The organism is Spirillospora sp. NPDC046719 (assembly GCF_040645715.1).
Lineage (GTDB): Bacteria > Actinomycetota > Actinomycetes > Streptosporangiales > Streptosporangiaceae > Spirillospora.
This window is the reverse complement of sequence record NZ_JBEYYT010000109.1, coordinates 1-25,823: the sequence shown is the minus strand read 5'-3', so window position 1 is coordinate 25,823 and position 25,823 is coordinate 1. Positions and strand designations below refer to the sequence as shown.

The window sequence follows — 25,823 nt, the reverse complement described above, 5'->3', positions numbered from 1 at the left end:
GTGGGCCCGCTGGGGGGCGTGGCGGGCCCGCGTGGGCCCCCCCCCGCCCCCCCCCCGGGGGGGGGGCCGGCGCCGCGACTGCGTTAGAGGGAACCCATCACATGTACTTCACCGATCGGGGCATCGAGGAGCTCGCCGAGCGCCGCGGCGCGGAGGAGGTCAGCCTGACGTGGCTGGCCGAGCGGCTCCGCGAGTTCGTCGACCTGAACCCCGAGTTCGAGACGCCGGTGGACCGCCTCGCCACCTGGCTGGCCCGCCTCGACGACGAGGACGAGGACTGACGCCGCGCTGACGCGCGCCGGGGTGCGGCGGGGGCGGAGCGCCGGGGTTCGCGATACATCTTGACTTTTGAGTGACGCGACATATCGTGTTACTCGAAGGAAACCCTCGGACGAAGGGCATGAGGCGATGCCGCGCTGGACGATCGACGAACCGACCACGCTCGACTTCGACGGCGTGGTCACGCTGCGCACGACGCTGATCGCCGGCACCGTCTCCGTGCTCGCCTCCGACGAGCGTCCGTCCGTCATGATCAGCGAGGTCGAGGGGCCGCCGCTGGTGATCGCGCACGAGGCCGGGATGCTGACCATCGCGCACGACCGGCTCCTGGAGGGCGTGCTCAGCTGGCTGCGCACCCGCAACGCCCGCGCCGCGATCACGGTGACCGTCCCGCACGACTGCCCCGTCACCGTCAACCTGGTGTCCGCCGACGCGGTGATCACGGGGCTGACCGCCCGCACGTCCATCAAGTGCGCGTCCGGCGGCATCACGCTGGACGGGGTGACCGGCGCGGTCGACGCCAACACGGTGTCCGGCGACATCGAGGCGCAGGGCCTGGACGGCACGGTGTCGTTCACCTCCGTCTCCGGCGACCTGGCGCTGGCCGGCGGCGCGGTCGAGCAGCTCACCGCCCGCACCGTCAGCGGCCGCATCGCCGCCGACGTCGACCTGGTCGGCGACGGGCGGGTGGAGGTCAACACGGTCTCCGGCGAGGTCGCGCTGCGGATCCCCGAGTCCGCCGGGGCGCGGGTGACGCTGAACGCGGCGGCCGGCCGGATCGAGACGTCCTTCCCCGAACTCGGCCGCACCGACCGGGCCGTCGCCACCACCGTCTCCGGCAAGATCGGCGACGGGTCGGGCCGGCTGTCGGTCAACTCGGTGTCCGGCTCGATCACCCTCCTCGGCCGCGACGACGCGGCCCCGGAGATCAGCACCCCGCGAATGGAGAAGTGAGTGAGCCCCGTTTTCGGCCACGGCCGGCTCCGCCTGTACCTGCTGAAGCTGCTGGAGGAGAGCCCGCGGCACGGCTACGAGGTGATCCGGATCCTGCAGGACCGGTTCCTCGGGGTGTACTCGCCCTCCCCCGGGACGATCTATCCGCGGCTGGCCCGGCTGGAGGCCGAGGGCCTGGTCACCCACGAGGTCGTCAAGGGCAAGAAGGTGTACTCGCTGACCGACAAGGGCCGCGAGGAGCTGGAGCGCCGGATGGACGAGCTGGCCGAGCTGGAGGAGGAGATCACCGCGTCGGCGCAGGAGTTCGCGCGCGGTGTGCAGCAGGACGTCCGGCAGACCGTCCGGTCGCTGCGCGAGGAGCTGACGCAGGCCGCGCGGACGATGCGCGACCAGGGGAAGACCACGTCCAAGGAGGCGTGGAAGGAGACCACCGACCGGCAGAAGGACGAGTGGCGGCGGCAGAAGGACTTCTGGCGCGAGCAGAAGCAGGCGTGGAAGGAGGAGTGGCGGCAGAACTGGGAGGACGCCTGGAAGACGGCGACCGGCAGCCGCGAGGACATCGCCCGCCTGAAGCTGGAGCGCCTGCTGCGCCGGTTCGTCGAGGACGTCCGGAAGGCCGCGAAGCGGTCCCGCCTCAGCGACGACGACCTGGCCGCCGTCCAGACCCTCCTGGACGAGACCCGCGATCGCCTGCGCACCGAGATCCTCGACCGAGACCGAGACCGAGACCGAGACCGAGACCGGGACCGCGACTGACCGTCCCCTCCGCCGCCGAGGCGCGGCGGGCCGCCGTCAGGGACGCCGCGTGACGACGGCCCGCCGCGGCGCGGCCGTCACGGAGTGAAGACGATCTTGCCGAAGAGGTCGCCCTCCTCCATCGCGGCGAAGCCGTCCCGCGCCCGCGACAGCGGCAGCGTCCGGTCGATCAGCGGGCGGGTGCCGGTCTTCACCAGGAACCGCGCGAGCCGTTCGAGCTGCTCCCGGGTGCCCATCGTGGAGCCGACGACCTGGAGCTGCAGGAAGAAGACCCGGTTCAGCTCCGCCGGGGGCACCTGGCCGCTGGTGGCTCCGGACACCACGATCCGGCCGCCCGGCCGCAGCGACTTCAGCGAGTGCGACCACGTCGCCTGGCCGACGGTCTCGATGACCGCGTCGACCCGCTCCGGCAGCCGCGCGCCGGACTCCACGGCGACGTCCGCGCCGAGCTCCAGGGCGCGCTTGCGCTTGGCCTCGCTGCGGCTCGTCGCGAACACCCGGAACCCGGCCGCCGACGCCAGCGCGATCGCGGCGGTCGCGACGCCGCCGCCCGCGCCCTGCACCAGCACCGTCGCGCCGGGCTGCAGCCCCGCCTTGTCGAACAGCATCCGGTAGGCGGTCAGCCACGCCGTCGGCAGGCACGCGGCCTCCTCGAACGACAGCTCCGCCGGCTTGCGGACGAGGTTGCGGCGCGGCACCGCGACCTTCTCGGCGAGCGTCCCCTGGTGCAGCTCCGACAGCAGCGACCGCTTCGGGTCGAGGGTCTCGTCGCCGCCGCCGCGCTCCGGGTCGCCGATCACCGAGTGCACGATGACCTCGTTGCCGTCCTCGTCGACGCCGGCGGCGTCGCAGCCGAGGATCATCGGGAGCCGGTCCGCGGGGAGCCCGACGCCGCGCAGCGACCACAGGTCGTGGTGGTTGAGCGCGGTGGCCTTCACCGTGACGGTCGTCCAGCCGTCCGGCACCTCGGGATCGGGCCGCTCGCCCAGCGTCAGCCCGTTCAGCGGATTGTCTGCGTCGATCTGTGTGGCCGTGACAGCGAACATGAACGCACACTAACCGCCCGGCCGGGACGCCGGACGACCCGCCCCCACCGCGGGGACGGGCCGTCCGGAACGCGTTCCACGAACTCCGGGGCGGGCCCCGGAGCGCCGGGGCCACCGCCCCGGGCGCGGAGTCAGAGCACCTTGGACAGGAAGTCCCGCGTGCGCTGGTGCTGCGGGTTCGCGAGCACCTCGCGGGGCGTGCCCTTCTCCACGACGACGCCGCCGTCCATGAAGACGAGCGAGTCGCCGACCTCGCGGGCGAAGCCCATCTCGTGGGTGACGACGATCATCGTCATGCCGTCCAGCGCGAGCTGCTTCATGACCTCCAGCACCTCGCCGACCAGCTCCGGGTCGAGCGCCGAGGTCGGCTCGTCGAACAGCATCAGCGCCGGTTCCATCGCCAGCGCCCGCGCGATCGCGACGCGCTGCTGCTGCCCGCCGGACAGCTGCGAGGGGTAGCTGCGCGCCTTGTCGGCGAGCCCGACCCGCTCCAGCAGCGCGACGGCCGCCTCCCGCGCCTTCGCCCGGGGGATCCGCCGGACCTGGACCGGCGCCTCCATGACGTTCTCCAGCGCCGTCATGTGCGGGAACAGGTTGAAGCGCTGGAACACCATGCCGATGTCGCGGCGCTGCGCGGCGACCTCGCTCTCGCGGAGCTCGTGCAGCTTGCCGCCGCGCTCCCGGTAGCCGACCAGGTGCCCGTTCACCCACAGCCGCCCGGCATTGATCTTCTCCAGGTGGTTGATGCAGCGCAGGAACGTCGACTTGCCGGACCCGGACGGGCCGATGACGCACATCACCTCGCCCGGCATGACCTCCAGGTCGATGCCCTTGAGCACGTCCAGCCGGCCGAAGGACTTGCAGACGCCCTCGGACCGCACCATCGGCCCGCCGGACGAGGCGGCGGGCACGGCGCCCGGGGGCACGTCGTCCGCGGGCTCCGCGCCGGACTTGTCCAGGCTGGGTCCGCTCATCGTTCCCTCCCCTCCACCGTTTCCCGGTAGGCGCGCCGGGAGTTGCGCAGCCCCGCCCACATCCGCTCCAGCATGGTCTGCCGCTGCGCGGTGCCGCGCCCGAAGTAGCGCTCCAGGTAGAACTGCCCGACCGTGAGGATCGACGTCATGATCAGGTACCAGATGCTGGCCAGGAGCAGCAGCGGGATCGTCTGGTACGTCCGGCCGTAGATGATCTGCACCGAGTACAGCAGCTCGGGCACCGCGATCACCGACACCAGCGAGGACGTCTTCAGCATCGAGATCGTCTCGTTGCCGGTCGGCGGGATGATCACCCGCATCGCCTGCGGCAGCACGATCCGCCGCATCGTCTTGGCGCGGCTCATGCCGAGCGCGCTCGCCGCCTCCGCCTGGCCCTGGTCGACCGACAGGATGCCGGCCCGCACGATCTCCGACATGTACGCCGCCTCGTTCAGCCCCAGCCCGAGGCAGCCCGCGACGAACGGGGTGATCAGCGAGTTCGCGTCGAAGTGCGCGAACGTCGGGCCGAACGGGATGCCGATGGACAGCTGCGGCACGAGGGCCTTGATGAACGCCCACAGCAGGATCTGCACCAGCACGGGGGTGCCGCGGAACGCCCAGATGTACAGCCAGGCGGACCCGGAGATCAGCGGGTTCGGGGACAGCCGCATGATCGCCAGCAGCACGCCGCCGACCACGCCCATCACCATCGCGATGGCGGTCAGCTCCAGCGTCTTGCCGATGCCGGTCATCACCGCGGTGATGGTGAAGTTCTGGCCGATGACGTCCCAGCCGAAGTTGGGGTTGTTGACGACGCTGTAGATCGCCCACACCGCGATGTACGCGATGATCACCGCGGCGACCCAGCGTCCCCAGTGGCGCACGGGGACGGCCCGGATCTCCTCGGGCCGGCCCTCGCGCGACGTCTCGTCCGTGACAGTCATCCGGTCAGCTCGTGGCGCCGTTGATCTGCGGCGAGGTGTTGGCCCCGCTGGTGATGCCCCACTTGTCGAGGATCTTGTTGTACGTGCCGTCGGCCTGCAGCGCCTTCAGCGCGCCGAGGATCGCGTCCTTGGTGGTGCCGAGCTGCTTGCCGACCGCGATGCCGTACGGGGCGGTGTCGTAGGTCGCGCCGGACACCTCGAACTGGCCGCCGGACTGCTTGGCCGCGTAGTCGATGACGGGCGAGTCCGCCAGCACCGCGTCCGCGCGGCCGCTGCTCAGCGCCAGGTTCGCGCCGTTCTGGTCCGGGTAGGGCTGGCCGATCGGACCGGGCTTGCCGGCGTCCTTGCACTTCTTCGTCCGCGTGCCGAGGCCCTTGGCCGCGTCGACCGTGGACGACACCTCGTCGTTCTGGACGGTGCCCTTCTCGACCGCGACCTTCTTGCCGCACAGCGACAGGTCGTCCGGCTTGAGGTTCTGCGGGTTGCCCTTCTTGACCATCAGCGCGGAGCCGGCGGTGAAGTAGGTGACGAAGTCGACCGTCTTCTCCCGCTCCTTGCTGTCGGTGAAGGAGGACATGCCGAGCTGGTACTGGCCGGACTTGATGCCCGGGATGATCGCGTCGAAGCCGGCCTTCTGGAAGGCGAACTCGACGCCGAGCTTCTTGCCCAGCGCCTTCCCGAGGTCGAGGTCCATGCCGATCAGCGTCTTGTTGTCGGTGTCGTAGAACTCGTTGGGCGCGTACGACGGGTCGGTCCCGACGGTGATCTTGCCCGCGGACTTGACGTCCGGGGCCAGCTTGGCGTTCAGCGAGGCGTCCTGGGTGATGCCGGAGAAGATGTCCCCGACGGACTTGGTCGGCGCGGCGGCGCCGCCACCGGAACCGTTGTCGTCGCCACAGGCCGACAGGGCGAGGGCGCCTGTCAGCACGAGCGCGCCCGCCGCGACGGCGTGGCGGCGCAGAGAACCAGTGATCACAGGTCCCCCTCCAGAGGTCGCATCGGATCCGCACGGATCCTGAGGTCAAGTGCACATTTTGGCGCACACCAGGGCCGATGCGGATAAAGGGTGCGACACAATCGGACAACGAGGCAGCCCGGCACCCCCGTCGCCACCTCGGGCTCCAGCACTCTACGCCATGATCCGCGCACCGTCCGCGACGATCAGTGACGGTCGCCACCGCCCCGCGCCCCGGATCGGCGGGACCCCGTGTGGCACAATCGGACAACGGGTGACCCCCGTACGTCGCGAGATGTCCACCAGGTGACGGCCACCAGACCACACCACCGCGGCGGCATCGCCCGAAAGCCAACTTTCACTGACAGGGGTCGCTGTGGCTGCCGAGCCCATTCCCACCGAACCGCTCTCACTGGACGACGATCCGGCCTTCCCGCTGCACCGCGGCGGCAAGCTCGAGATGCGGTCGACCATCCCGGTCCGCAACAAGGACGATCTGTCCCTCGCCTACACGCCCGGCGTCGCCCGGGTCTGCACCGCCATCGCCGACAACCCCGAGCTCGCCTACGACTACACCTGGACGTCCAAGGTCGTCGCCGTCGTGACCGACGGCACCGCCGTCCTCGGCCTCGGCGACATCGGCCCAGCCGCGTCCATGCCCGTCATGGAGGGCAAGTCGCTGCTGTTCAAGGAGTTCGCCGACGTCGACTCCGTGCCGATCGCGCTGAACTGCACCGGCGTCGACGAGATCGTCGACACCGTGATCCGGCTGGCGCCGAGCTTCGGCGGCATCAACCTCGAGGACATCAGTGCCCCCCGCTGCTTCGAGATCGAGGACCGGCTCCGCGAGGCCCTCGACATCCCCGTCTTCCACGACGACCAGCACGGCACCGCGATCGTCGCGCTCGCCGCGCTGAAGAACGCCGCCCGCTTCGTCGGCAAGCCGCTGTCGGAGCTGCGCGCCGTCGTGGCCGGCGCCGGCGCGTCCGGCATCGCCGTCTCGCAGATCCTCATCGAGGCCGGCATCGGCGACATCGCGCTGTCCGACAGCAAGGGCCTCATCCACGAGGGCCGCGACGGCCTCAACCCCGTCAAGCAGCGGATCGCCGCGATCACCAACCGGTCGCACCTGAAGGGCTCCACCGAGGAGGCGCTGCGCGGCGCCGACGTGTTCATCGGCCTGTCCGGGAGCACCGTCCACGAGTCGTGCGTCGCCACCATGTCCGACGGCGCGATCGTGTTCGCGCTGTCCAACCCCACCCCCGAGGTGCACCCGGAGGTCGCGCGCCGGCACGCCAAGGTCGTCGCGACCGGCCGCAGCGACTTCCCCAACCAGATCAACAACGTGCTCGCCTTCCCCGGCATCTTCCGCGGCGCGCTCGACGTCCGCGCGCACTCCATCACCGAGGGCATGAAGCTGGCCGCCGCGAACGCGCTGGCGGACATCGTCGGCGACGACCTCACCGCCGACTACGTCATCCCCAACCCCTTCGACGACCGGGTCGCGCCCGCCGTCACCGCCGCGGTCGCCGCGCAGGCCCGCGCCGAGGGCGTCAACCGCATCTGACCCGCCCCGCTCCGCCGCGCCTCGCGCCGGTCCGCGCTCCCCACCCGCGGAGCGCGGACCGCGCCGCCTCCTACCGCCCGTCCACGGCCCGACCGGCCCCCGGACGGACGGACGCGCGCCGCCACGGCCAGTACCGGGCCACGACGCGGCCGAGGACGTGGCCGTCCGGGACGGCACCGAAGTCCCAGCTGTCGCGGCGGCCGCGGGCGCGCTGGTTGTCGCTCTCCAGCCACCAGCCGGTCCCCGACCGGTGCGCCACCCGCTTGACGATCAGCACGTCCGCCCGCTCCGGGTGCCTCGCGACGACGACGTCCCCGGGGCGGGGCCGGACGCCCGCCAGCACCACCAGCCAGTCCCCCGGCGCGAGCGCGGGCAGCATCGAGTCGCCGTCCACCGCGACCGTCCGCAGCCGCCCGCGCGTCCCGGCCAGCGCCAGCAGCAGCGCACCGCCGAGCGTCCAGGCCACCGGGTGGCGCATCCGCATCGCTCTCCTCGCCTTCGTGCACGGGCGCTTTCGCGCGCCGGGCCGCATAGTCGCGCGGCCACGGGTACATCTCACCGCTGGAAGGGGTTCCGGGTCGCGCCGCGGTCCGGGTCCTAGGCCGAAATACCGAGCGCCCTGGCCGGACGGGCCCCGGGGCACAAGGGTAATGTCGGTGACCTGAGCATGATCCGCAACGAGGGAAGGGAATCGCAGGTGTTCAAGCTTCTGCGCCCGAAGACCACGGTCTCCGCGCACTGCGACCTGCCGTGTGGCGTCTACGACCCGGCGCAGGCCAGGATCGAGGCCGAGTCGGTCAAGGCGATCTGCGAGAAGTACGCGGCCAACGAGGACCCGGAGTTCCGCGCCCGCGCGATCCTGATCAAGGAGCAGCGCTCCGAGCTGGTCAAGCACCACCTGTGGGTGCTGTGGACCGACTACTTCAAGCCGCCGCACTTCGAGAAGTACCCCCAGCTGCACCAGCTGTTCAACGAGGCGACCAAGCTCGCCGGCGCCTCCGGCACCAAGGGCAGCATGGACCCGAAGGTCGCCGACGACCTGCTCGGCAAGATCGCCGAGATCGACAAGATCTTCTGGGAGACCAAGCAGGGCTGACCAGCCTGAACACCGAGGCCCGGCCCCCGCGGGGGCCGGGCCTCGGTCGTTGTGTCAGGAGCGGGCGAGCTTGGTGAGGGAGTCGCCGGTGAGGCGGTAGGTGGTCCACTCGTCCTGGGGGCGCGCGCCGAGCGACCGGTAGAAGCCGATGGCGGGCTCGTTCCAGTCGAGGACGTCCCACTCGACGCGCTCGTAGCCCCGCTCGTCGGCGATGCGGGCGAGCTCGGTGAGCAGCGCCTTGCCGTGGCCGTGGCCCCGGACGGCCGGATCGACGAACAGGTCCTCCAGATGGATGCCGTGCGTGCCGTTCCACGTCGAGAATGTGAGGAACCACACGGCGAACCCCGCGACCCGGCCCCCGTGCTCGGCGATGAGCACGTGGACGCGCGGGTCGTCGCCGAAGAGCCTCGCGTGCAGCTGCTCCTCGGTGGCCTTCACCTCGTGCAGGGCGCGCTCGTACTCCGCCAGCTCGCGGATGAGCCGGAGGATCGCGGGGACGTCGTCGGGGACGGCTGGGCGGATCATGCCGGAAAGGCTATGCCAGGCCGCCGCGTGCGCCGTCCCCGGCCAGAGCGCGTCCGGCGGCGCCTCCGGGTCTCCGGCGGCGCCTCCGGATCTAGAGGCCGACCAGCGGCCTGTCCGGGTCTAGAGGGCGACCAGCGGCTTGTCCGGGTCCGCCCACCGCTGGTTCGGGACGAGCGGGTACCAGCCGGGGCGGCCCGGGTCGCGGTCGTAGGGGTAGCCGCCGAGCTCGCGGTAGAGCTCGGCGTACTCGGCGACCCTGTCGCGGTCGAGCGTGACGCCGAGGCCGGGCCCGGACGGCACCGCGATCCGCCCGTCCGCGTACCGGAACGGGCCGCCCTCGATGACGTCGCCGGCGAGGTGGTGGTAGTGCGCGTCGGCGGCGTAGGTGAGGTTCGGCAGGACGGCGCCGAGGTGGAGCATGGTGGCGAGCTGGATGCCGAGCTCCCCCGACGAGTGGACCGACACCCCGAGCTGGAAGGTGTCGCAGATCCCGGCCGCCTTGACGCACGCGCGGATGCCGCCCCAGAACGTGGTGTCGAGGAGCACCACGTCCACGGCGCGGTGCAGCACGTTGGTGGCGAGCTGCTCGAAGTTCACGACGACGGTGTTGGTGGCCAGCGGCGTCGGCGTCTTCTCGCGGACGAGCCGCAGCCCCTCCAGGCCCCAGACGGGGTCTTCGAGGTAGTCGTTGTTCATGTGCTCGATGGCCTTCGCGAACCGGAGCCCTTCGTCGAGGCTCAGCACCGCGTTGGGGTCGTAGCGCAGCCGGTCGCCGGGGAACGCCTCGGCGAGCGCCCGGTAGCACTCCAGCTCGTAGGCGGGCGGGAAGACGCCGCCCTTCAGCTTGTGGACGGCGAAGCCGTGCCGCTCCTTGAGGTCGCGGGCGTGCGCGACGAGCTGCTCGGGGGTGCGGACCTCCGGCGTCCGGCCGTCCGCGCCCGGGTAGCGGTAGAAGAGGTAGGACGCGAACGGGACGCTGTCGCGGACCCGGCCGCCGAGCAGGTCGTGGACGGGGACGCCGAGGTGCTTGCCGACCAGGTCGAGGCAGGCGAACTCGATGGCGGCGAGCATCTGGGTGCGGTTGTTGTAGAGGCTCGCCGTCGGGTTCGCGATCTTGAAGCGGAGGGCCTCCAGCTCGAACGGGTCGTGCCCCTCCAGGTAGGGCGCGAGGGCGCGGAACGCGTCCTCGGCGCTCTGCCCGCCGCCGCCCATCTCGCCGAGCCCGACGAGGCCGTTGTCCGCCTCGACCTCGACGATCGTGCGGACGAAGCGGCCCCAGTGCGCGCCGTTGCTGTGCAGCAGCGGCGCCTCCAGCGGGACCGCGACGGTGGTGGCCCGGATGCCGGTGATCTTCATTCGGTGTTCCCCTTCACCGTGACGGCGGCGATCCCGCAGGCGGGCAGGCGGACGGTCGCGGCGCCGTCGCGGACGGGCGCCTCGGCGGCGTCGCGGCCGAGCCCGGAGTCGACGATCGCGCGGCGCATCCCGGGGACGGTCAGCGTCGTCTCGACGGGCGCGGCGGAGAGCGAGCGGAGCCGGACGACCAGGTCGGCGCCGTTCCGCCCGATCGAGGTGACCTGCACGTCGGGGTCGTCGACCGACGCGAACGCCTCGGCCGGCGCGGCGGGCGCGGTCCCGGCGCCGGTCGTCAGCGTCGCGACGAACGGGTCGGTGAGCCCGGCGGCGGCGAGGGCGCCGAGCCGCCGGCCCGGGAGCCCGCCGGCGGCGGACGCGACGGCGTACCGGAAGGTGGTCTCGCCCTGCTGCTGGGACGGGAAGTTGGTGTCCCAGATGTTGTTCAGCGCCCAGGAGTAGACGGTGGCGGGCTCGTCGTCGACGGTGGGCGGGAACGGCGCGTACGGCATGTGGATGGAGCCGAACTGGACGAGCGGCGCCTCCAGCGTCGCCCACGCCACGGTCAGGTCGGGGTCCTCGAACGCGACCCAGTGCCGGATCGGGCGCATGTGCTCGGCCGATCCGGGGACGCTGGGCACGCCGGTGCCGCCGACGCCGCCGGTCAGCTCCCACGCGGCGGGCGGCCCGCCGGCCGCGAAGGGGAAGGCGAAGAACACCGCCTCCTTGGTCGCGGTGGGCTGTTTGCCGAGCTGGAAGCGCAGGTCGAGGCGCGGCACGCCGGCGTGCAGGTCGAGGGTCGTGCGGATCCAGTCGACGCCCTTTCCGGTGAGCTCCACGATGAGGCGTTCTCCCACCGGGGTGCGTTCACACCTGACGACGGCGGCGTGCCGGCCGAGGGCGCGGTCGCCGAGGAGCGTCCGGTCGTGGACGAGCATGTGCCCGGACATGTGGTTGAAGTGGGGCGCGGTGGCGTACCGGTCGTAGACGTACTGCCCGAACCCGGCGGCGGCGTCGGCGTTGACCAGTTCGCGTCCGGCGGCCTTGTCGAAGACGGAGGAGAGGTGGCCTTCGGCGAGGTCGTAGGTGACGCGGTAGTACTCGTTCTCGATCACCCCGTCGCGGCCGAGGTCGACGGGCGCGGGCGCGGGGGCCTCGCCGCGCACGACGTCCAGCCGCACGCGTCCCATGCCGGGGACGTCCGGGACGACGGCCTCCAGGTGGCGGCCGATGGGGCGGGTCGGCCACTCGTCGGGGTCGACCTCCTCCTCGTGGTGCGGCAGCGGTTCGCCGGTGCGGGCGTCGAGCAGCGTCACGGGGATGTCGACGGGCACCACGTCGCGCGGCAGGAAGGCGCGGACGACGTCGGTGCGGGCGGCGGACCCCGGGTTCAGGACGGCGAACGAGGCGAGCGCGTCCGGCGCGGGCGCGAGCGCGGCGCCGAACCGCCGCGCCCCGGCCTGCAGCAGGTCGAGGGCGTCGTCGTAGGACTGGTAGCCGACCGCGGACTTGCGGGTCCACTGCAGGCCGCCGGAGTCGGTGCCCTCCTCGGCGTCCTCCCACGGGTTGGCGGCGCCCCAGGTGTGCTCGTCGAACAGCGCGGCCTTGTCGTAGGCGTCGTCGAGCCCCTCGGCCTCGGCGCCGGCGAGGGCGTGCAGGGTCTCGGCGGTGCGCAGGACGTTCTGGGCGCGCCGGACGTGGCCGAGCGGGCGGGCGCCGGAGCCGAGCCCGTCGGCCCACCAGTCGGTCCAGTCGCCCTCGTGGACCTGGAGCCGGTCGTGGTGGTGCTCCTCGACGTGCGCGAAGAAGTCGGCGTTCGTCGCCATCCGCAGCCGCGGGTACTCCCAGGTCGCGTTCCAGCGCAGCGCGATGTCGGCGGGCATGATCGACGGGCCGGCGTTGTCGGCGTGCGCGCCCTGCACCCGCAGGTGCACGGCGTCGAGGACGTCGGGGGCCTTGTCGGCGCCGACCTGGCCGGGGGCCGCGTACCAGCCGAAGGTGCCCGGCCCGTACGGGTAGGGCCGGTCGGCGAGGGAGGACAGGTAGCGCGGGAGCAGGTCCTCGGCGAGGTCGTAGCCGTCGACCAGCCCGACGGTGTTCCCCTCCATGTAGGCCATGCCGTGCGGGGTGTCGGTGAACCACACGATCAGCTCGCGGCCGCTCGGCGCCCGCCAGCGGAACGGGCGGCCGAGCTTGTCGCCGCCGGTGATGTAGGGGACGGAGCGTCCCGCCCAGTTGTGCGCCGCCGCGAGGTACCGGACGCCCGCGGCGTTGAGCGCGTCGACGACGCCGACGACCGCGCCCGGGATGTCGGTGTGCATCGCCGAGCGGACGTCGATGCCGTGCCGGTCCCGCAGGTCTTTGACGAACCGGAGCTGCCGGTACAGCTCGTCGGTCGAGCACGCCTCGGTGTGCAGCTGCATGGGGAACGCGGTGACCTCGATGTTCCCGCTCCGGGTCCGGTCGACGAACTCGGCGACCTGGTCGTCCGGCCGGGTGGCGAGCCAGCGCAGCGCGGGCAGCGACGACTCCACCGACCAGCGGAACCGGGCGTCGTCGGGCCGGCCGTCGGTCTCCCGGGACAGCCGCAGCGCCGCGTCCAGGTAGTCCAGGTGGTGGCGCAGCACGGTGCCCTGGGTGTCGGTGTAGCCGATGTCCAGGTGCGAGTGGTGGACGACGAAGACGCTCCACTTGCGCTGCGGGGTGACGTCGAGGGGGGCGGCGCCGACGAGGCCCGCGCCGTCCCGCACCTCCAGCGTGAGGCGGCGCGGGGCGTCGACGGCCGGGACGAGCAGGGTCGCCCGGCCCGCGTCGTCGGTGCGCTCCTCGGCGTCGCCGAGCCGCAGCGTCAGCCCGGGGCCCGCCTCGATCCGGACGGCCTGCCGGAGCGCGCCGGCCGCGTCCCGCCTGAACAGCGGGAGCACCGCCGCCCGCACCGACAGCCCGCGGACCGCGAGCACCTCCGCGGAGGTGTCGTGGCGGAGGGCGGCGCGGATTCCGTCGTAGTCCGGGGAACCGAGGCTCTCCGTCAGGAGCCGACTGGTCATCCGTGTCCTCTCAGAATGACTGTGACCGGGGGGTCAGAACTGGGCGAGCGTCAGCCCGCGGGTGAACAGCCGCTGCGTCGCCAGGAACAGCACGACCGTGGGGAGCGAGACCACGAGCCCGGCGGCCAGCGCGACCGGGACGGGCGTCCCGGCGTACACGTCGGTGGTGAGCGCCGACAGCTCCGCCCAGACCGGCCGCACGTTGTCGGACTGCGCCAGCGTCAGCCCGAACAGCAGGTCGTTCCAGACGTAGGTGAACTCGAGGATGAACACCGCGGCCAGCGCGGCCGACGAGAGCGGCAGGTAGATGCGCCAGAAGATGCGGAACGTGGACGCGCCGTCCAGCCGCGCCGCCTCGAAGATCGAGACGGCCACCGAGCCGAAGAAGTTGCGCATCACCAGCGCGGCGAGCGGGACGCTGATCGCGGTGTGGACCAGCACCAGGCCCATCTGGTTGTCGTAGAGCGACACCTTGCTGTAGCCGACGAACAGCGGCACCAGCAGCATCTGGAACGGCACGACGGTGCCCGCGAAGATCACGATGAACCAGAGGAAGCCGAACCGGACGCGCAGCACCACGATCGCGTACCCGGCGAGCGCGCCGAACAGCACGGCGAGCGCCGGCGCGACCAGGCTGTAGATCGCGGTGCTGCCGATGGTAGAGCCGACGTCGGTGCGGCTCCACGCCTCGGAGATGTTGTCGAACAGGCCGACCGACCCCGGCGGCTTCACCGCGTCGGACGGATCGTAGTCGCCGGCGGGGCGGACGGCGTTCGCGACGATCAGGTACGTCGGGAACAGCCACACCAGACCGAGGACGATCAGCACGGCGCGGCGCATCAGGAGCCCTCCCTGGCGAGCTGGTGGCGCAGGTAGACGTAGGAGGCGAGGCCGGTGACGGTGGTGAGCGCCACCGCGATCGCCGACCCGTAGCCGTACTCGTCGGCGACGAAGACCTGGCGGTACATGGTGACCGCGAGGGTCTCGGAGGTGCGGCCGGGGCCGCCCTGCGTCATCACCCAGACGATGTCGAACGTCTTCAGGCTCGCGACCAGCGCCAGCCCGAACACGACGGTGGTGAGCGGCCGCATCAGCGGCCAGATGACGTGCCGGAACAGCTGCCAGCCGGACGCGCCGTCGATGCGGGCGGCCTCGATGGGGGCGCGCGGGATCGACTGGAGGCCGACGACGAACAGCAGCATGTTGACGCCGAGCTGCTGCCACGCCCACACCACGATCATCGCGAGGGTGTTGCGGGGGCCGTCCTGCAGGAACTCGGTGTGGCCGCCGGGCATGCCGAGGAACGACAGCACCTGGTTGGCCATGCCGTCGGGCTGCAGGATGAAGCCCCAGATGAGGCCGAGGCCGGCGCCGGACATGGCGTACGGGATGAGGAACGGCAGCCGGTACCACGCGCCACCCTTGATGTTGTACGACAGCACGGCGACCAGCAGGCCGAGCCCGACCGGCAGGATCGTGGTGCCCGCGACCCACAGCAGGGTGTTGCGGACGGAGGTGAGCAGCGCCTCGTCCTGGAACAGCCGCCGGTAGTTGTCGAGCCCGGTGAACTTCGGCGACCCGAGCCCGTCGTAGCTGGTGAGGCTCAGGTACGCCGTCCACAGGAACGGCAGGTAGATGAGCACCGCGACGAAAAGGACGGCCGGGGTGAGGTAGGCGTGCCGGAACCGGCCGTGCATCGCGAACCCGCTCGGGAGGCGCCCGCCTCCCCCGCCGCGCTGGTGCCCGCCGTGCGCGCGGCGGTGCGGGGTCCTCGCGCGCACGGCGGTCGTCTGGTCGGTCATCGGTTCAGCTTCCGGCCTTGTGGGTCTTCCAGTAGTCCTCGTTGGCCTTCTGGATGTCCTTGAGGACCGACATGTACGAGCCGGGCTTGCTGAGGAAGCCGTCGAACCCGCTGAGCGCGGCCGTCAGGACGGGCGCGGGCGCGGCCTCGAAGTAGCGGAGCACGAACCGGTTCCCGCCGTTCGCGGCCTCCTTGGTGATCTTGTCCAGCTCGGGGTCGGCGATCTTGACCTTGGGGTTGCCGGACACGTCGCCGCGCGCGTTGGCCCACTTCTCCTGCGCGGCGGGGGTCACCCACCACTTCAGGTACTTGGTGCTGGCGGCGGAGTCGGGCGCCTTGCGCAGCGAGCACAGCGGCCCGCTCTCGAAGATCAGCGACCGCTTCGGCAGGGACGGCTGGACGTTCGGGATCAGGAAGAACCCGTAGTCGGTGCCGAGCTTGAGGCCGCGCTGGGTCATGCTGGTGTTGAACCAGGTGCCGCTGATGACCATGGCGGCGTCGCCGGCCTTGAAGTGGTCGGCGGGGTCGGCCTTGTCGCCGGGGTTGGAGAAGTAGCCGGAGTCGATCATCGACTTCCACTGCTCCATCACCTTGACCACGCCGGGGTCGGTGTAGGACGCCTGACCGGTGGACAGCCGCTCGTACAGGTCGGGGTCCGTGCCGGCGAGCAGCTGCTCGAACCAGGCGAAGGAGAACAGCGAGGTGGGCGTGGTCTGGTTGAACGGGACCTGGCCCTTGCCCTTCAGGGTCTGGGCGATCTTCATCAGGTCGGCCCAGGTGGCGGGCGGCGCCAGCCCGTACTTCGCGAAGATCTTCTTGTTGTAGAACATGCCCCAGTACCCGGTGTTCAGCGGCACGCAGTACTGCTTGCCGCCGACCGTGTAGTACTTGGCGAGGTCCTGGGTGAGGTCGCCGCTCTTGATGGCGTCCTGCCAGATCGACGTGGTCTCGGCGACCTGGTTCTGCGCGACGATCTCCTCCAGGCGCCCGCCGGTCTGCCAGGTGAACAGGTCCGGCTTGACCTTGGTGCGGAACGAGGACTTGATGAACGCGGTGTAGGTGGGCTCGTCGGTGTACCCGACGGGCTTCATGTCCAGCCCGGTCTGCTGCTTGCCCAGCGCGCTCATCTGCTCGAAGAAGGGCTTCCACGCGCCCTTGTCGTTGTAGAGCCTGAGCCCGGACTTCGACCCTCCCGAGTCGTTGCCCGAGGCGCAGCCCGCGACCGCGGCGAGCGCCGCGGCCGCCGCGAGGACGGCGGTCGTGCGCATGCGCATCGACGGCATGGGGGCCTCCCTGGTTCGTGGGGTGGTTGGAGGTCGGCTGACGGTGTTCCGGTGTGCGGACGGTGGTGGGGTGCGGAGGTGGTGGAGGGTGGGGTGGGTGTCGCCGGTCGAGGGTGTGCCGAAGGAGACCGCGGGCCCTGAGCGGGCGGGCGGCCGGTGACGGGCGGTGGGTCGTGGGGCGGTCGGAAGGGGTGTCGCCGGTGGGTCGGGCGGGCGGTGGGTCAGGCGAGCCGGGACGCGATGACCTTCGTGACGTCGCGCAGGTGGGCGCGCATCAGCTCCTCGGCGCGTTCGGCGTCGCCGGCCTCGATGGCACCGAGGATGGCCCGGTGGTCCTCGTGGTCGCGGCGCCGGTCGTCGAAGATCCGCAGTATCTCCCGCTGCTCGGCGCCGTGCACCGACAGCAGCGAGTCGATGACCTCGCCGAGCACCGCGTTGCCGGACGCGTGCGCGGTGGCGCGGTGGAAGGACATGTTCGCCGCGTCCAGCTCGGCGTCCTCGCCCTCCAGGTGCCGGCCCGCCTGGTCCAGGCCGGCGCGCAGCCGCTCCAGGTCGCCGGGTTCGGCGCGGCGGGCGGCCATCGCGGCGAGCGGGGGTTCGATGAGCAGCCGGGCGTCCAGGAGCTGGAGGAGCTGGTCGCCCTGCAGGGGCCGGACGTTCGGGTTGGGGATGACGACCCGTTCCAGGTCGGCGCCGACGTAGATGCCGGAGCCGTGCCGCATCTGGACGGCGCCGGTGGCCTCCAGCCGGCGGAGCGCCTCGCGGAGCGTGGGGGTGGTCACCGCGAAGCGCTCGGACAGCTCCCGTGCCGAGGGCAGCCGGTCGCCGGGACGCAGCCCGCCGGAGCGGATCAGCTCCAGCACGCGCTCGGTGAGCGCGTCGGAGAGGCTGGGCCGGGCCACATCCTTGGACATTCGTTACCTCGTTCACTCCCGGAAGAAGTCAAGTCATCTAATCACTTGATGTACCGGGATGTCCAGGGTCGAGGCGGTGTCCGGGCTCGAGAAGGAACGCCCGGCGCAGCGCGGCGTGCTGGTCGGCGAGCGCCCGGCGCGCCACCGCCGCCGACAGGACGCCGTCGAAGCCGTGGTAGGCGCCCGGCACGTGCCGCAGCTCGACCGGCACGCCGGCCTCGATCATCCGCAGCGCGTACGCGAGGTCCTCGTCGCGCAGCGGGTCGGCCTCGGCCGCCAGCACGTACGCGGGCGGCAGCCCGGACAGGTCCCGCGCGCGGGCCGGGGCCGCGTACACGGGCGTCTCCCAGCCCGGCGTCCCCCGGGCCGGGCCGAGGTAGTGGCGCCACATCTGCTCCACCTCGCCCCGGTTGAACAGCGGCGGCTCGGTGTAGGCCCGCATCGACGGGGTGTCCATGCGGTCGTCGAGCACCGGGTAGAGCAGCAGCTGGAAGGCGAGCGGCGGCCCGCCCTCGTCGCGCGCCCGCAGCGCCACCGCCGCCGCCAGCCCGCCGCCCGCGCTGCCGCCGCCGACCGCGATGCGGCCGGGATCGGCGCCGAGTTCGGCCGCGTGCGCGTGCGTCCAGGCGGTCGCGGTCCAGGCGTCCTCGAACGGCGCGGGGAACGGATGCTCGGGCGCGAGGCGGTAGTCCACCGAGACCACCACGATGCCGAGCTCCGCGGCGAAGCCGAGGCAGCGGCGGTGCTCGTTGCCCAGATCGCCGGTGACGAACCCGCCGCCGTGGAAGTACACCAGGGCCGGACCGGCGGGCCGCCGCGGCCGGTAGACCCGCACGGGCACGCCGCCGGGGACCGTCCGGTCGGCGACGTCCACGCGCGCGTCGGCCGCCGGCTCCCCCGACAGCGCGGCCGCCAGGTCCCGCATCGCGGCGCGCGCCTTGACCGGGTCGGCGAGGCTCACGTACGGCATCCCGCCGAGCGCCTCGGACAGTTCGGGATCCACCGGATCAGCCCGTCACGGGGACGTCGACGAAGCGCGGGCGGTAGATGCTCACGTCGCGGTACACGTCCCGCGCCGGCCCCGTGGTCGTGTCGAGGCTGTTGACGTTGTACGACACCACGAGCTTGTTCGCCGTCGTGAGCGAGGCGTGCGCGTGCGCGTTGTAGGTGTAGACGTCCGGGTCGCCGTACGAGCCGAACGGCCCGCCCTCGGGCGTGTTGTAGACGGTCCTCTCGTCGGTGAACGGCCCGGCCGGCGAGCAGGACAGGTACGTGTCGATCTGCGCGCTGAACGCGTCCTTGGTGTCCTGCGTGAGCAGGATGTAGAAGTTCCCGCGCTTGCTCACGCTGAACTCGTTGGACACGCCGCCCAGCACCTCCACGGCCGCCGACTCCGACGGCGACCATGCGCCGCCCGCCGCCAGGTAGCTCCACGTCCCGCGCAGGTCGGTGCCCGCCACCCGCGCGACGTACATGTGCTTGCCGCCCGAGCCGAGGTCCTCGGTGCCGTAGACGTAGGTGTAGCCGCCGTCCCGCAGCAGCGCCGACCCCCACATGACGCCGCTGCCGGACGGCAGCGAGGTCACCGAGGTCGGCCGGGTGAGGTCGCTCGTGGAGAACCGCGCGAGGACGTTGGCGTCCCACGTCACGTCCAGGTCGCCGGACCCGACCTTGTACTCGCGGTACGGCTGCTGGATCTCCCCGCCATTGATCGTCATGTCGCCCGCCCAGTAGACGTGCGACGCGTCGCGCGGCGGCAGCAGGGCCGTCGGGTTCGCGGCGGTGCCGCCGTGCGCGGTCCCGGTCAACGCGCCGGCCGCCGACCGCACGACGAACGTGTTGTTCACGAACGGGGTCGTGCCGCCGTCGGCGACGGCCATCGGCCGCGACCCGTCCGCGTTGACCTTGCCGAGGAAGGTGTCGGAGAAGCCGAACACCGTCCGGCCGTCCGGCAGCTTCACCGAGTAGGTGCTGTCGGCGCCGGTCCAGTCGTCCAGCAGCGCGTTGCCGTTGCCGTACGAGGTGAACTGCGCGTTCAGCGAGCTGTCGGGCGTCGCCGTCCCGAACGTCGGCGCGGCGCTCCCGCCGCAGGTCAGAGCGGCGGCGTGGGCCGCGGCCGAGGGGGCGAGCAGTGCGGTCGCGGCCAGCGTCGAAGCCGCGGCCGCACGAACGAGAAGACGCATGCGGACCTTCCTGGGGGTCAGAGGTCGAACGCGCTGATGTGCCAGCGGCCGAGGTTCGCCACGAACGCCGTAGTGCCCCGGAACGCCAGGTTCGTCGGATGGCAGAGCAGGTGGGCGGTGGGGTCGCGGACGACCGACTCCGGCCGCCCGTCCGGGGTGAGCCGCAGCACCTCGCTGGGCTCGTAGAGGCCGACGTAGAGCAGGCCGTCGGGGCCGAACGCGATGCCGTCGGGGACCGTGCCGGGCAGCTCGGCGACCGTCGAGCGGTCGCCCGCGGTGCCGTCCGCCCGGATCTCGACGCGCGTGATCCCGGGCAGGAACGACTCGGCGACGTACAGGGCCGACTCGTCCGGTGCCAGCGCGAGGCCGTTGGCGAACGCCATCGGACGGTCGTCCCAGACCTCGCCGGTGCCGTCCGGCGCGTAGCGGAACACCGAGGGCCCCGGGGCGTCGATCTGCCGGCTGTCGGAGACGTAGATCCGGCCGGCCGCGTCGATCACCGGGTAGTTGGGGTTGACGAAGCGGTGGCCGTCCGCGCCGTCCGCGAACAGCGACACCTCACCCGAGGCCAGCTCCAGCCGGAACACGCCGGGATGCTGGATGTCGCAGATGTACAGGTGGGAGGCGGACGCGTCGAACGCGATGCCGAGCACGAACCCGTGGGTGGTCGCGACCTGCTCGACGCTCCCGCCCGCCGGGTCGACGCGGAAGATCTGGCCCGCCTCCCCGCCGCACCAGACGCTGCCGTCGGGATGGACCGCGACGCACTCGGGGTGGTCGAGGCGCGGGCTGCTGAACAGGCCGTCGAAGAAGACGCGGGCGGCGGGCATTCAGACCTCCGGGAGTGCGGCGGGGTTGCGGGCGAGCAGGCCGCCGTCGACGCGGTGCTCGGCCCCGGTGATGAACGAGGAGCGCGGGCCGGCGAGGAACGCCACCACCTCGGCGACCTCCTCCGCCCGCGCGACGCGGCCCAGCGGATGCGCCCGGCCCCACTCGGCGACCTGGTCGTCCTGGCTCGTCCCGCCGCGGAACAGGTCGGCGGCCCAGCGCAGCATCGGGGTGTCGACGGAGCCGGGGCACACGACGTTGGCGCGGATGCCGTCGGCGGCGTGGTCCAGCGCCATCGCCCGGGTGAGCCCGTTGATCGCGGCCTTGCTCGCGGTGTAGGCGGCGACCCGGTCCTGCGACGCGAACGCCTGGACCGACGACACCGTGACGATCGTGCCGCCGCCGCGCCGCCGCAGCTCCGGGACGGCCGCCTTGCAGACCAGGAAGACGCCCTTGAGGTTGACGTCGAGGACCTCGTCCCACAGCTCCTCGGGGGTGTCCTCGACCGTCCCGTACCGCTGGATCCCGGCGGAGGTGACGACGGTGTCGAGCCCGCCGTGCGCGTCGACCGCGCGGCCGACGAGGCCGCGCATCTGCGCGGCGTCGGTGACGTCGGCGACGACGCCGGTCACGTCCAGGCCGCCGCCGCGCAGCTCCGCCTCGGCGGCGCGGACGCCGTCCTCGTCGATGCCGCAGAAGACGACCGCGGCACCGTCCTCCGCGAGCCGCCGCACCACCGCCCGGCCGATGCCGAGCGACCCTCCGGTGACCACGGCGACCTTGCCGGCGAACTCCCCGCCGCCTGCCCTCATCGCGCTTCCTCCCCCTCGATCACGGCCGCGCGCAGCCACAGCGGCCTGGTCTCGTGCGGCCGCAGGGTGAGCGCCGACCCGTTGCGCACCGCCTCGGCGAGGCCCTCGGTCGGCCGTCCGGCGAACGGTTCGAGCCCCACCACGTACGCGCGGCCCCACCACGGCGCCTCCTTGGCGGCGCCCAGCTCCCGCCACAGCCACAGGTCCGGCAGGACGGCGGCGTCCCAGCGGACCCGCAGGCCGAGGCCCGCGTCCGGGTCGATGATCTCGTAGCGGCCGTCCCGGAACCCGGACAGGTAGTGGATGTCGCTCGGCGCGCCGTGCTCGGGGACGACCGCCAGCTCCGGCCCGGCCGCCACCCCGTCCGGGAGCCGGATCCGGTGCCCGGGGCGCAGGAACGGGGCGCCGAAGACGATGTGGTGGCCCCACATCACCTCCAGCTCGACCCCCGACTCGTTGGTCAGCTCCTCGTCGACGCGCAGCTCCGGCTCGCCGGACGCCAGCCGGAACGTCTTCACCACGCGCAGCGGCACGCGCCGCGCCCGCACGGTCAGCCGCACCGCGACCTCGGACGGGTCGTCGGCCGCGATCTCGACGTCCCAGGGCAGCCCGGCGACCTCGCCGTGCTGCGCCAGCGCGGCGCCGCGGTAGGTGCTCGGCTCGCCGCCGTTGGGCAGCACCTCCTGCCAGCCGCCCTCGTAGTGGTCGAGGAACGCGGCCACGTCGTCGCCCGCGCCGCCCGCCACGTCGCGCGGGTTGCGGATCCCGTCCGGCGCGAGCCAGACGAAGTCCATGTCGCGCCGCTTGTAGCAGAACTCGGCGACGTCGCCGCCCTTGTCCGCCAGGACGGTCACGCGCAGCAGCTCGTTCTCCAGCACGACGGCGCGCATCCCGAACCAGGTGATCTCGTGCAGGCGCGCGCCCCAGTTGCGGGCCGGGCGATGCCGTCGGTACGCCATCGTCAGCCGAACTTCAGGTCGACGAAGCGGGGCCGGTAGATGGTGACGTCCTTGTAGTGGTCGGTGTTGACGAAGCTGTTGACGTTGTAGGACACGACGACGCTGCCGGGGCGGCTCAGCTCCGGGTGGGCGTGCGCGTTGTAGGTGAAGACGTTGGGGTTGCCGTAGCTGCCGTTCGCGCCGGTCTCGGGCGTCGAGTAGACGGTGGTCTTGCCGGTGAACGGGCCCTGCGGCGAGCACGAGAAGTACGCGACGATGTTCGTGTTGAACTTCTCGGTGGTGTCCTGGGTGATGAGCATGTAGGCGCCGCCCATGCGGGTGACGCTGTACTCGTTGGCGACCCCGTCCATGATCCGCGCGGAGTCGGCCTCGTTCCGCGACCAGGCGCCGCCGCCCGCGTAGAACTCCCACGGCCTGGTCAGGTCGGTGCCGCGGACGCGGGCCAGGTGCATGTACTTGGTGTCGCCGAGGTCCTCGACGCCGTAGACGTAGATCATGCCGTCCGACCGCTCCAGCCAGGACGCCCAGGAGATCCCCTTGGACGACGGGATCGCGGTCACGCTGGCGGGTTCCGACAGCCGGTCCGGCCGGAACTTCGCGACGACGTTGCGGAGCCAGCGCCAGTCCCAGATGCCGGGGCCGAACCGCTCGTACTCCTGGTAGGTCACCTGGACCTTGCCGCCGGCGGTGATCGCGTCGCCGGCCCAGTACCAGTGCTTGTCGTCGCGCGGCGGCATCACGGCCTTCGGCTGCTCGCGGGTGCCGCCGTGCACGGTGCTGAGCCGGTCGCCGGACTTCACCACGAACGAGTTGTTGATGAAGGGGGTGGTGCCGCCCTCCTCGACCACCGGCGACCGGCCGCCGTCGGCGTCGACCTTGCCGAGGAAGGTGTCGGAGAACACGAACGCCACCCGCCCGCCGGGCAGGGTGGTGGAGAACGTGCCGTCCGCGCCGGTCCAGTCGTCGGTCCGGCGGTTGTCGTTCCCGTAGCGGGTGAACAGGGTGTTCAGCCCGGCGTCGGGTGCCGAGCTCCGGAAGGCGGGGGTCGGCGTGCCGCCGCACGCCTGCGCGGCGGTGGCGGCGGCACGGGCGGGAGCGGTGAAGGTCGTCGTGGACAGGGCCAGGGTGAGAACGCCGGCGGCGAGGCCGCGCCAGGGGGATCTTCTGCGCACGGCCAGAAGTCTGGTCATCAGATGACTTGTTGTCTAGATGTATCGTGCGGTCCGTGAACGTTCCCCGGGTCGCCCTCATCGGCGAATGCATGATCGAACTGCGGCATCTCTCGCCGGACCGGCTCGCCCTCGGCTACGCCGGAGACGTCTTCAACACCGCCGCCTACCTCGCGCGCAGCGCCGCGCCCGGCGCGCTGGACGTGCAGTTCGTCACGGTCACCGGCGACGACCCGTACAGCGCGGAGATGCGCGCGCGCTGGCACGCCCACGGCGTCGGCGACCGGTACGCGCGGGTGCGCCCCGGCGGCCGCGCCGGCCTCTACCTGATCCGCACCGACGAGCACGGCGAGCGGACGTTCCAGCACTACCGGAGCGAGTCGCCCGCCCGGGACCTGTTCGGCCCCGACCAGCCCGCCGCGATCGACGAGGCGATCGCCGGCCACGACCTGGTCTACCTGTCCGGCATCACCCTCTCGATCATGACGGGCCCGGCCCGCGCCCGGCTGGCCGAGGTGCTGGCGGAGACCCGGCGGCGCGGCGGGCTGGTCGCCTACGACGGCAACCACCGGCCGAGCGGCTGGCCCTCCCCCGGCGCGGCGGCCGGGGCCGCCGCGGCCGTGCTGGCGCACACCTCCATCGCGCTGCCGTCCCTGGACGACGACCGGATCGTGCACGGCGACGCGTCCGCGCGGGCCTGCGTCGAGCGGCTCCGCGACGCGGGCGTCCCGGAGATCGTCGTCAAGCTCGGCGCCCAGGGCTGCGTGATCGCCGACCGCGACGCGATGGAGGCGGTCCCCGCCGTCCCGGACGTGAACGTGGTCGACACCACGTCGGCGGGTGACGCGTTCAACGGCGCCTACCTGGCCGCACGGCTCGCCGGCCAGGACCGGCGCGCCGCCGCGGAGGCCGGGAGCCGCCTGGCCGCCGACGTGATCGGCCATCCCGGCGCGCTCCTGCCGCCGCCCCCGGACCGCCGTCCCGGACCGTGACGCCCGCCGTCCGGCGGCCCGGAGCCCCCTCAGAGACCAAGTCATTTAGTCAATACTCGGACAACCGGTCGAAACCTGTGCGCGCCGGAGTCTCGCAGTGGGCGCCGCAGGCGGTAGTTTCGGAAGCAGCGGGACCATCCTGCGAGGGAGTGACGTGACCGAGGAAACCGCTGCCATGCCTGCCAGTACACAGTTGTCCGTGCGCGACGTGGTGACAGTGAAGCTGCCCGCCGCGAGCGCCTACCTGTCCGTGCTCAGAACCGCCACCGCGGGACTGGCCGCCAGGCTGGACTTCACGCTGGACGAGATAGAAGACCTGCGCATCGCGGTCGACGAGGCGTGCGCGATGCTGCTCTCCCAGGCCGTCCCCGGGACGGACCTGTCGTGCGAGTTCGAGCTGACCGGGGAGGCCATGCGCATCTCGGTGTCGGTGATCACGGTGGACGGGCAGGAGCCCAACCGGGACACCTTCGCCTGGACCGTCCTGTCGTCGCTGGCCGGCGAGGTCGACGCCCAGATCGGCTCCGACGACCGGGTGACCGTGACGCTGCAGAAGCGGCGCGGTGCGGCGGGGGCCCCGTGACAGAGAAGACGACCATCGCCGGCGCGAGCAACGAGCGGTCCGAGAGCGGCGTACCGGACCGCGCGCGGGCCCGCGCGCTGTTCGAGCGCCTCGCCGAGCTGCCCGAGGGCGACCCGGAGCGGCAGCGCATCCGCGACCAGCTCGTCGAGCTGCACCTGCCCCTGGTGGAGTACCTGGCCCGCCGCTTCCGCAACCGCGGCGAGTGGCTGGACGACCTGATCCAGGTCGCCACCATCGGGCTGATCAAGTCGATCGACCGGTTCGATCTGGAACGCGGCGTGGAGTTCTCCACCTACGCCACGCCCACGATCGTCGGGGAGATCAAGCGGCACTTCCGCGACAAGGGCTGGGCGGTGCGGGTGCCGCGCCGGCTCCAGGAGCTGAAGCTGTCGCTGACCAAGGCGATCAGCGACCTCGCCCAGCGCGAGGGCCGGGCGCCGACGGTCAGCGAGCTGGCCGCCCACCTGCAGATGAGCGAGGAGGAGGTGCTGGAGGGCCTGGAGTCGGCGAACGCCTACTCCACGGTGTCCCTCGACGCGCCCGACTCCGGCGACGAGGACGCGCCCGCCGTGGCGGACTCGCTCGGCATGATCGACGAGTCGCTGGAGGGCGTCGAGTACCGCGAGTCGCTCAAGCCGCTGCTGGAGAAGCTGCCGGCGCGGGAGAAGAAGATCCTGCTGCTGCGGTTCTTCGGCAACATGACGCAGTCGCAGATCGCCGCGGAGCTCGGCATCTCGCAGATGCACGTGTCGCGGCTGCTGGCCCGCACGCTCGCGCAGCTGCGCGAGGGCCTCACCGCCGAC

At 72.2% G+C, this 25,823-nt stretch carries 26 protein-coding genes and 1 pseudogene; 8 read left to right on the top strand and 19 right to left on the bottom strand.

All coding sequences use genetic code 11. The annotated features are described in order from the left end of the window. The first annotated feature begins 101 nt into the window (after positions 1–101). From ABZ914_RS20255 to ABZ914_RS20245, 3 genes are all read left to right on the top strand, one after another. Positions 102–281 (top strand): DUF6104 family protein, encoded by a 180-nt coding sequence (locus ABZ914_RS20255; protein ID WP_285917101.1) that lies wholly within the window; start codon positions 102–104, stop codon positions 279–281. 127 nt (positions 282–408) lie between these two features. Beyond that, complete coding sequence (locus tag ABZ914_RS20250) at positions 409–1,233, top strand: DUF4097 family beta strand repeat-containing protein (RefSeq protein WP_387026892.1); 825 nt, start codon at positions 409–411, stop codon at positions 1,231–1,233. Next, the gene (locus tag ABZ914_RS20245; protein WP_387026891.1) at positions 1,234–1,989 is read left to right on the top strand and encodes a PadR family transcriptional regulator; all 756 of its coding nucleotides are present in this window, start codon (positions 1,234–1,236) and stop codon (positions 1,987–1,989) included. Between the two features lie 13 nt (positions 1,990–2,002). Here ABZ914_RS20245 and ABZ914_RS20240 read toward each other — a convergent pair. The 5 genes and pseudogenes from ABZ914_RS20240 to ABZ914_RS20220 all read right to left on the bottom strand — a co-directional run. Next, positions 2,003–2,056, bottom strand: a pseudogene (locus ABZ914_RS20240) (hypothetical protein); the annotation flags it as partial. 10 nt (positions 2,057–2,066) lie between these two features. Next, entirely contained in the window at positions 2,067–3,035 is a 969-nt protein-coding gene (locus tag ABZ914_RS20235; RefSeq protein ID WP_387026890.1) for a zinc-binding dehydrogenase, read from the bottom strand. Positions 3,036–3,166: 131 nt separating this feature from the next. Next, positions 3,167–3,919 (bottom strand): amino acid ABC transporter ATP-binding protein, encoded by a 753-nt coding sequence (locus tag ABZ914_RS20230; RefSeq protein ID WP_500194757.1) that lies wholly within the window; start codon positions 3,917–3,919, stop codon positions 3,167–3,169. 86 nt (positions 3,920–4,005) lie between these two features. Continuing rightward, entirely contained in the window at positions 4,006–4,953 is a 948-nt protein-coding gene (locus tag ABZ914_RS20225; RefSeq protein WP_500194752.1) for an amino acid ABC transporter permease, read from the bottom strand. A 4-nt stretch (positions 4,954–4,957) separates the two neighbouring features. Further along, positions 4,958–5,929: an ABC transporter substrate-binding protein gene (locus tag ABZ914_RS20220; RefSeq protein ID WP_500194751.1), complete on the bottom strand. Its 972-nt coding sequence runs from the start codon at positions 5,927–5,929 to the stop codon at positions 4,958–4,960. A gap of 355 nt (positions 5,930–6,284) precedes the next feature. Here ABZ914_RS20220 and ABZ914_RS20215 point away from each other — a divergent pair, with 355 nt between their 5' ends. Next, positions 6,285–7,475 carry an NAD(P)-dependent malic enzyme gene (locus ABZ914_RS20215; protein ID WP_387026889.1) on the top strand — a complete coding sequence of 397 codons (1,191 nt, stop codon included), beginning with the start codon at positions 6,285–6,287 and terminating at the stop codon, positions 7,473–7,475. Between the two features lie 70 nt (positions 7,476–7,545). Here ABZ914_RS20215 and sodX read toward each other — a convergent pair whose 3' ends face one another. Further along, positions 7,546–7,959 carry a nickel-type superoxide dismutase maturation protease gene (gene sodX / locus ABZ914_RS20210; protein WP_241755228.1) on the bottom strand — a complete coding sequence of 138 codons (414 nt, stop codon included), beginning with the start codon at positions 7,957–7,959 and terminating at the stop codon, positions 7,546–7,548. 213 nt (positions 7,960–8,172) lie between these two features. Here sodX and sodN point away from each other — a divergent pair, with 213 nt between their 5' ends. Beyond that, a complete protein-coding gene (gene sodN / locus ABZ914_RS20205) occupies positions 8,173–8,571 on the top strand; it encodes a superoxide dismutase, Ni (protein ID WP_500194749.1) in 399 nt (132 codons plus the stop codon). Positions 8,572–8,625: 54 nt separating this feature from the next. Here sodN and ABZ914_RS20200 read toward each other — a convergent pair whose 3' ends face one another. The 13 genes from ABZ914_RS20200 to ABZ914_RS20140 all read right to left on the bottom strand — a co-directional run bounded on the left by ABZ914_RS20200 (position 8,626) and on the right by ABZ914_RS20140 (position 23,466). Next, a complete protein-coding gene (locus ABZ914_RS20200) occupies positions 8,626–9,096 on the bottom strand; it encodes a GNAT family N-acetyltransferase (RefSeq protein ID WP_500194747.1) in 471 nt (156 codons plus the stop codon). Positions 9,097–9,216: 120 nt separating this feature from the next. Beyond that, positions 9,217–10,452, bottom strand: coding sequence for an enolase C-terminal domain-like protein (locus ABZ914_RS20195; protein WP_500194745.1), 1,236 nt, complete (start codon positions 10,450–10,452; stop codon positions 9,217–9,219). Further along, entirely contained in the window at positions 10,449–13,496 is a 3,048-nt protein-coding gene (locus ABZ914_RS20190) for a glycoside hydrolase family 38 N-terminal domain-containing protein (RefSeq protein WP_500194743.1), read from the bottom strand. The genes ABZ914_RS20195 and ABZ914_RS20190 overlap by 4 nt, the downstream gene beginning before the upstream one ends. Positions 13,497–13,529: 33 nt before the next feature. Next, positions 13,530–14,336 (bottom strand): carbohydrate ABC transporter permease, encoded by an 807-nt coding sequence (locus tag ABZ914_RS20185; protein WP_190852542.1) that lies wholly within the window; start codon positions 14,334–14,336, stop codon positions 13,530–13,532. Further along, entirely contained in the window at positions 14,336–15,298 is a 963-nt protein-coding gene (locus ABZ914_RS20180) for a carbohydrate ABC transporter permease (protein WP_241755229.1), read from the bottom strand. The genes ABZ914_RS20185 and ABZ914_RS20180 overlap by 1 nt, the downstream gene beginning before the upstream one ends. 4 nt (positions 15,299–15,302) lie before the next feature. Next, the gene (locus ABZ914_RS20175) at positions 15,303–16,580 is read right to left on the bottom strand and encodes an ABC transporter substrate-binding protein (protein WP_500194742.1); all 1,278 of its coding nucleotides are present in this window, start codon (positions 16,578–16,580) and stop codon (positions 15,303–15,305) included. Between the two features lie 221 nt (positions 16,581–16,801). Continuing rightward, positions 16,802–17,494 carry a FadR/GntR family transcriptional regulator gene (locus ABZ914_RS20170; RefSeq protein ID WP_190852546.1) on the bottom strand — a complete coding sequence of 231 codons (693 nt, stop codon included), beginning with the start codon at positions 17,492–17,494 and terminating at the stop codon, positions 16,802–16,804. Between the two features lie 37 nt (positions 17,495–17,531). After that, positions 17,532–18,497 (bottom strand): alpha/beta hydrolase, encoded by a 966-nt coding sequence (locus ABZ914_RS20165; protein WP_500194739.1) that lies wholly within the window; start codon positions 18,495–18,497, stop codon positions 17,532–17,534. Between the two features lie 4 nt (positions 18,498–18,501). Next, the gene (locus tag ABZ914_RS20160) at positions 18,502–19,677 is read right to left on the bottom strand and encodes a DUF5005 domain-containing protein (protein WP_500194738.1); all 1,176 of its coding nucleotides are present in this window, start codon (positions 19,675–19,677) and stop codon (positions 18,502–18,504) included. A gap of 17 nt (positions 19,678–19,694) precedes the next feature. After that, on the bottom strand, positions 19,695–20,507 hold the full coding sequence (locus ABZ914_RS20155) for an SMP-30/gluconolactonase/LRE family protein (RefSeq protein ID WP_500194736.1): 813 nt from the start codon (positions 20,505–20,507) through the stop codon (positions 19,695–19,697). Continuing rightward, the gene (locus tag ABZ914_RS20150) at positions 20,508–21,317 is read right to left on the bottom strand and encodes an SDR family NAD(P)-dependent oxidoreductase (protein WP_387026880.1); all 810 of its coding nucleotides are present in this window, start codon (positions 21,315–21,317) and stop codon (positions 20,508–20,510) included. Beyond that, positions 21,314–22,276, bottom strand: coding sequence for a DUF4432 family protein (locus tag ABZ914_RS20145; RefSeq protein ID WP_500194734.1), 963 nt, complete (start codon positions 22,274–22,276; stop codon positions 21,314–21,316). Before ABZ914_RS20145 ends, ABZ914_RS20150 begins: the two co-directional genes overlap by 4 nt. Positions 22,277–22,278: 2 nt before the next feature. Next, positions 22,279–23,466 (bottom strand): DUF5005 domain-containing protein, encoded by a 1,188-nt coding sequence (locus ABZ914_RS20140; protein WP_500194733.1) that lies wholly within the window; start codon positions 23,464–23,466, stop codon positions 22,279–22,281. A 35-nt stretch (positions 23,467–23,501) separates the two neighbouring features. On the opposite strand from ABZ914_RS20140, the gene ABZ914_RS20135 reads away from it, so the two are divergent. The 3 genes from ABZ914_RS20135 to ABZ914_RS20125 form a co-directional block, all read left to right on the top strand. Next, entirely contained in the window at positions 23,502–24,437 is a 936-nt protein-coding gene (locus ABZ914_RS20135; protein ID WP_500194731.1) for a sugar kinase, read from the top strand. 154 nt (positions 24,438–24,591) lie between these two features. Then, positions 24,592–25,020, top strand: coding sequence for an ATP-binding protein (locus ABZ914_RS20130; RefSeq protein WP_500194730.1), 429 nt, complete (start codon positions 24,592–24,594; stop codon positions 25,018–25,020). Further along, a partial coding sequence (locus ABZ914_RS20125) for an RNA polymerase sigma factor SigF (protein WP_500194728.1) occupies positions 25,017–25,823 on the top strand: 807 nt, incomplete at its 3' end. The genes ABZ914_RS20130 and ABZ914_RS20125, both read left to right, overlap by 4 nt.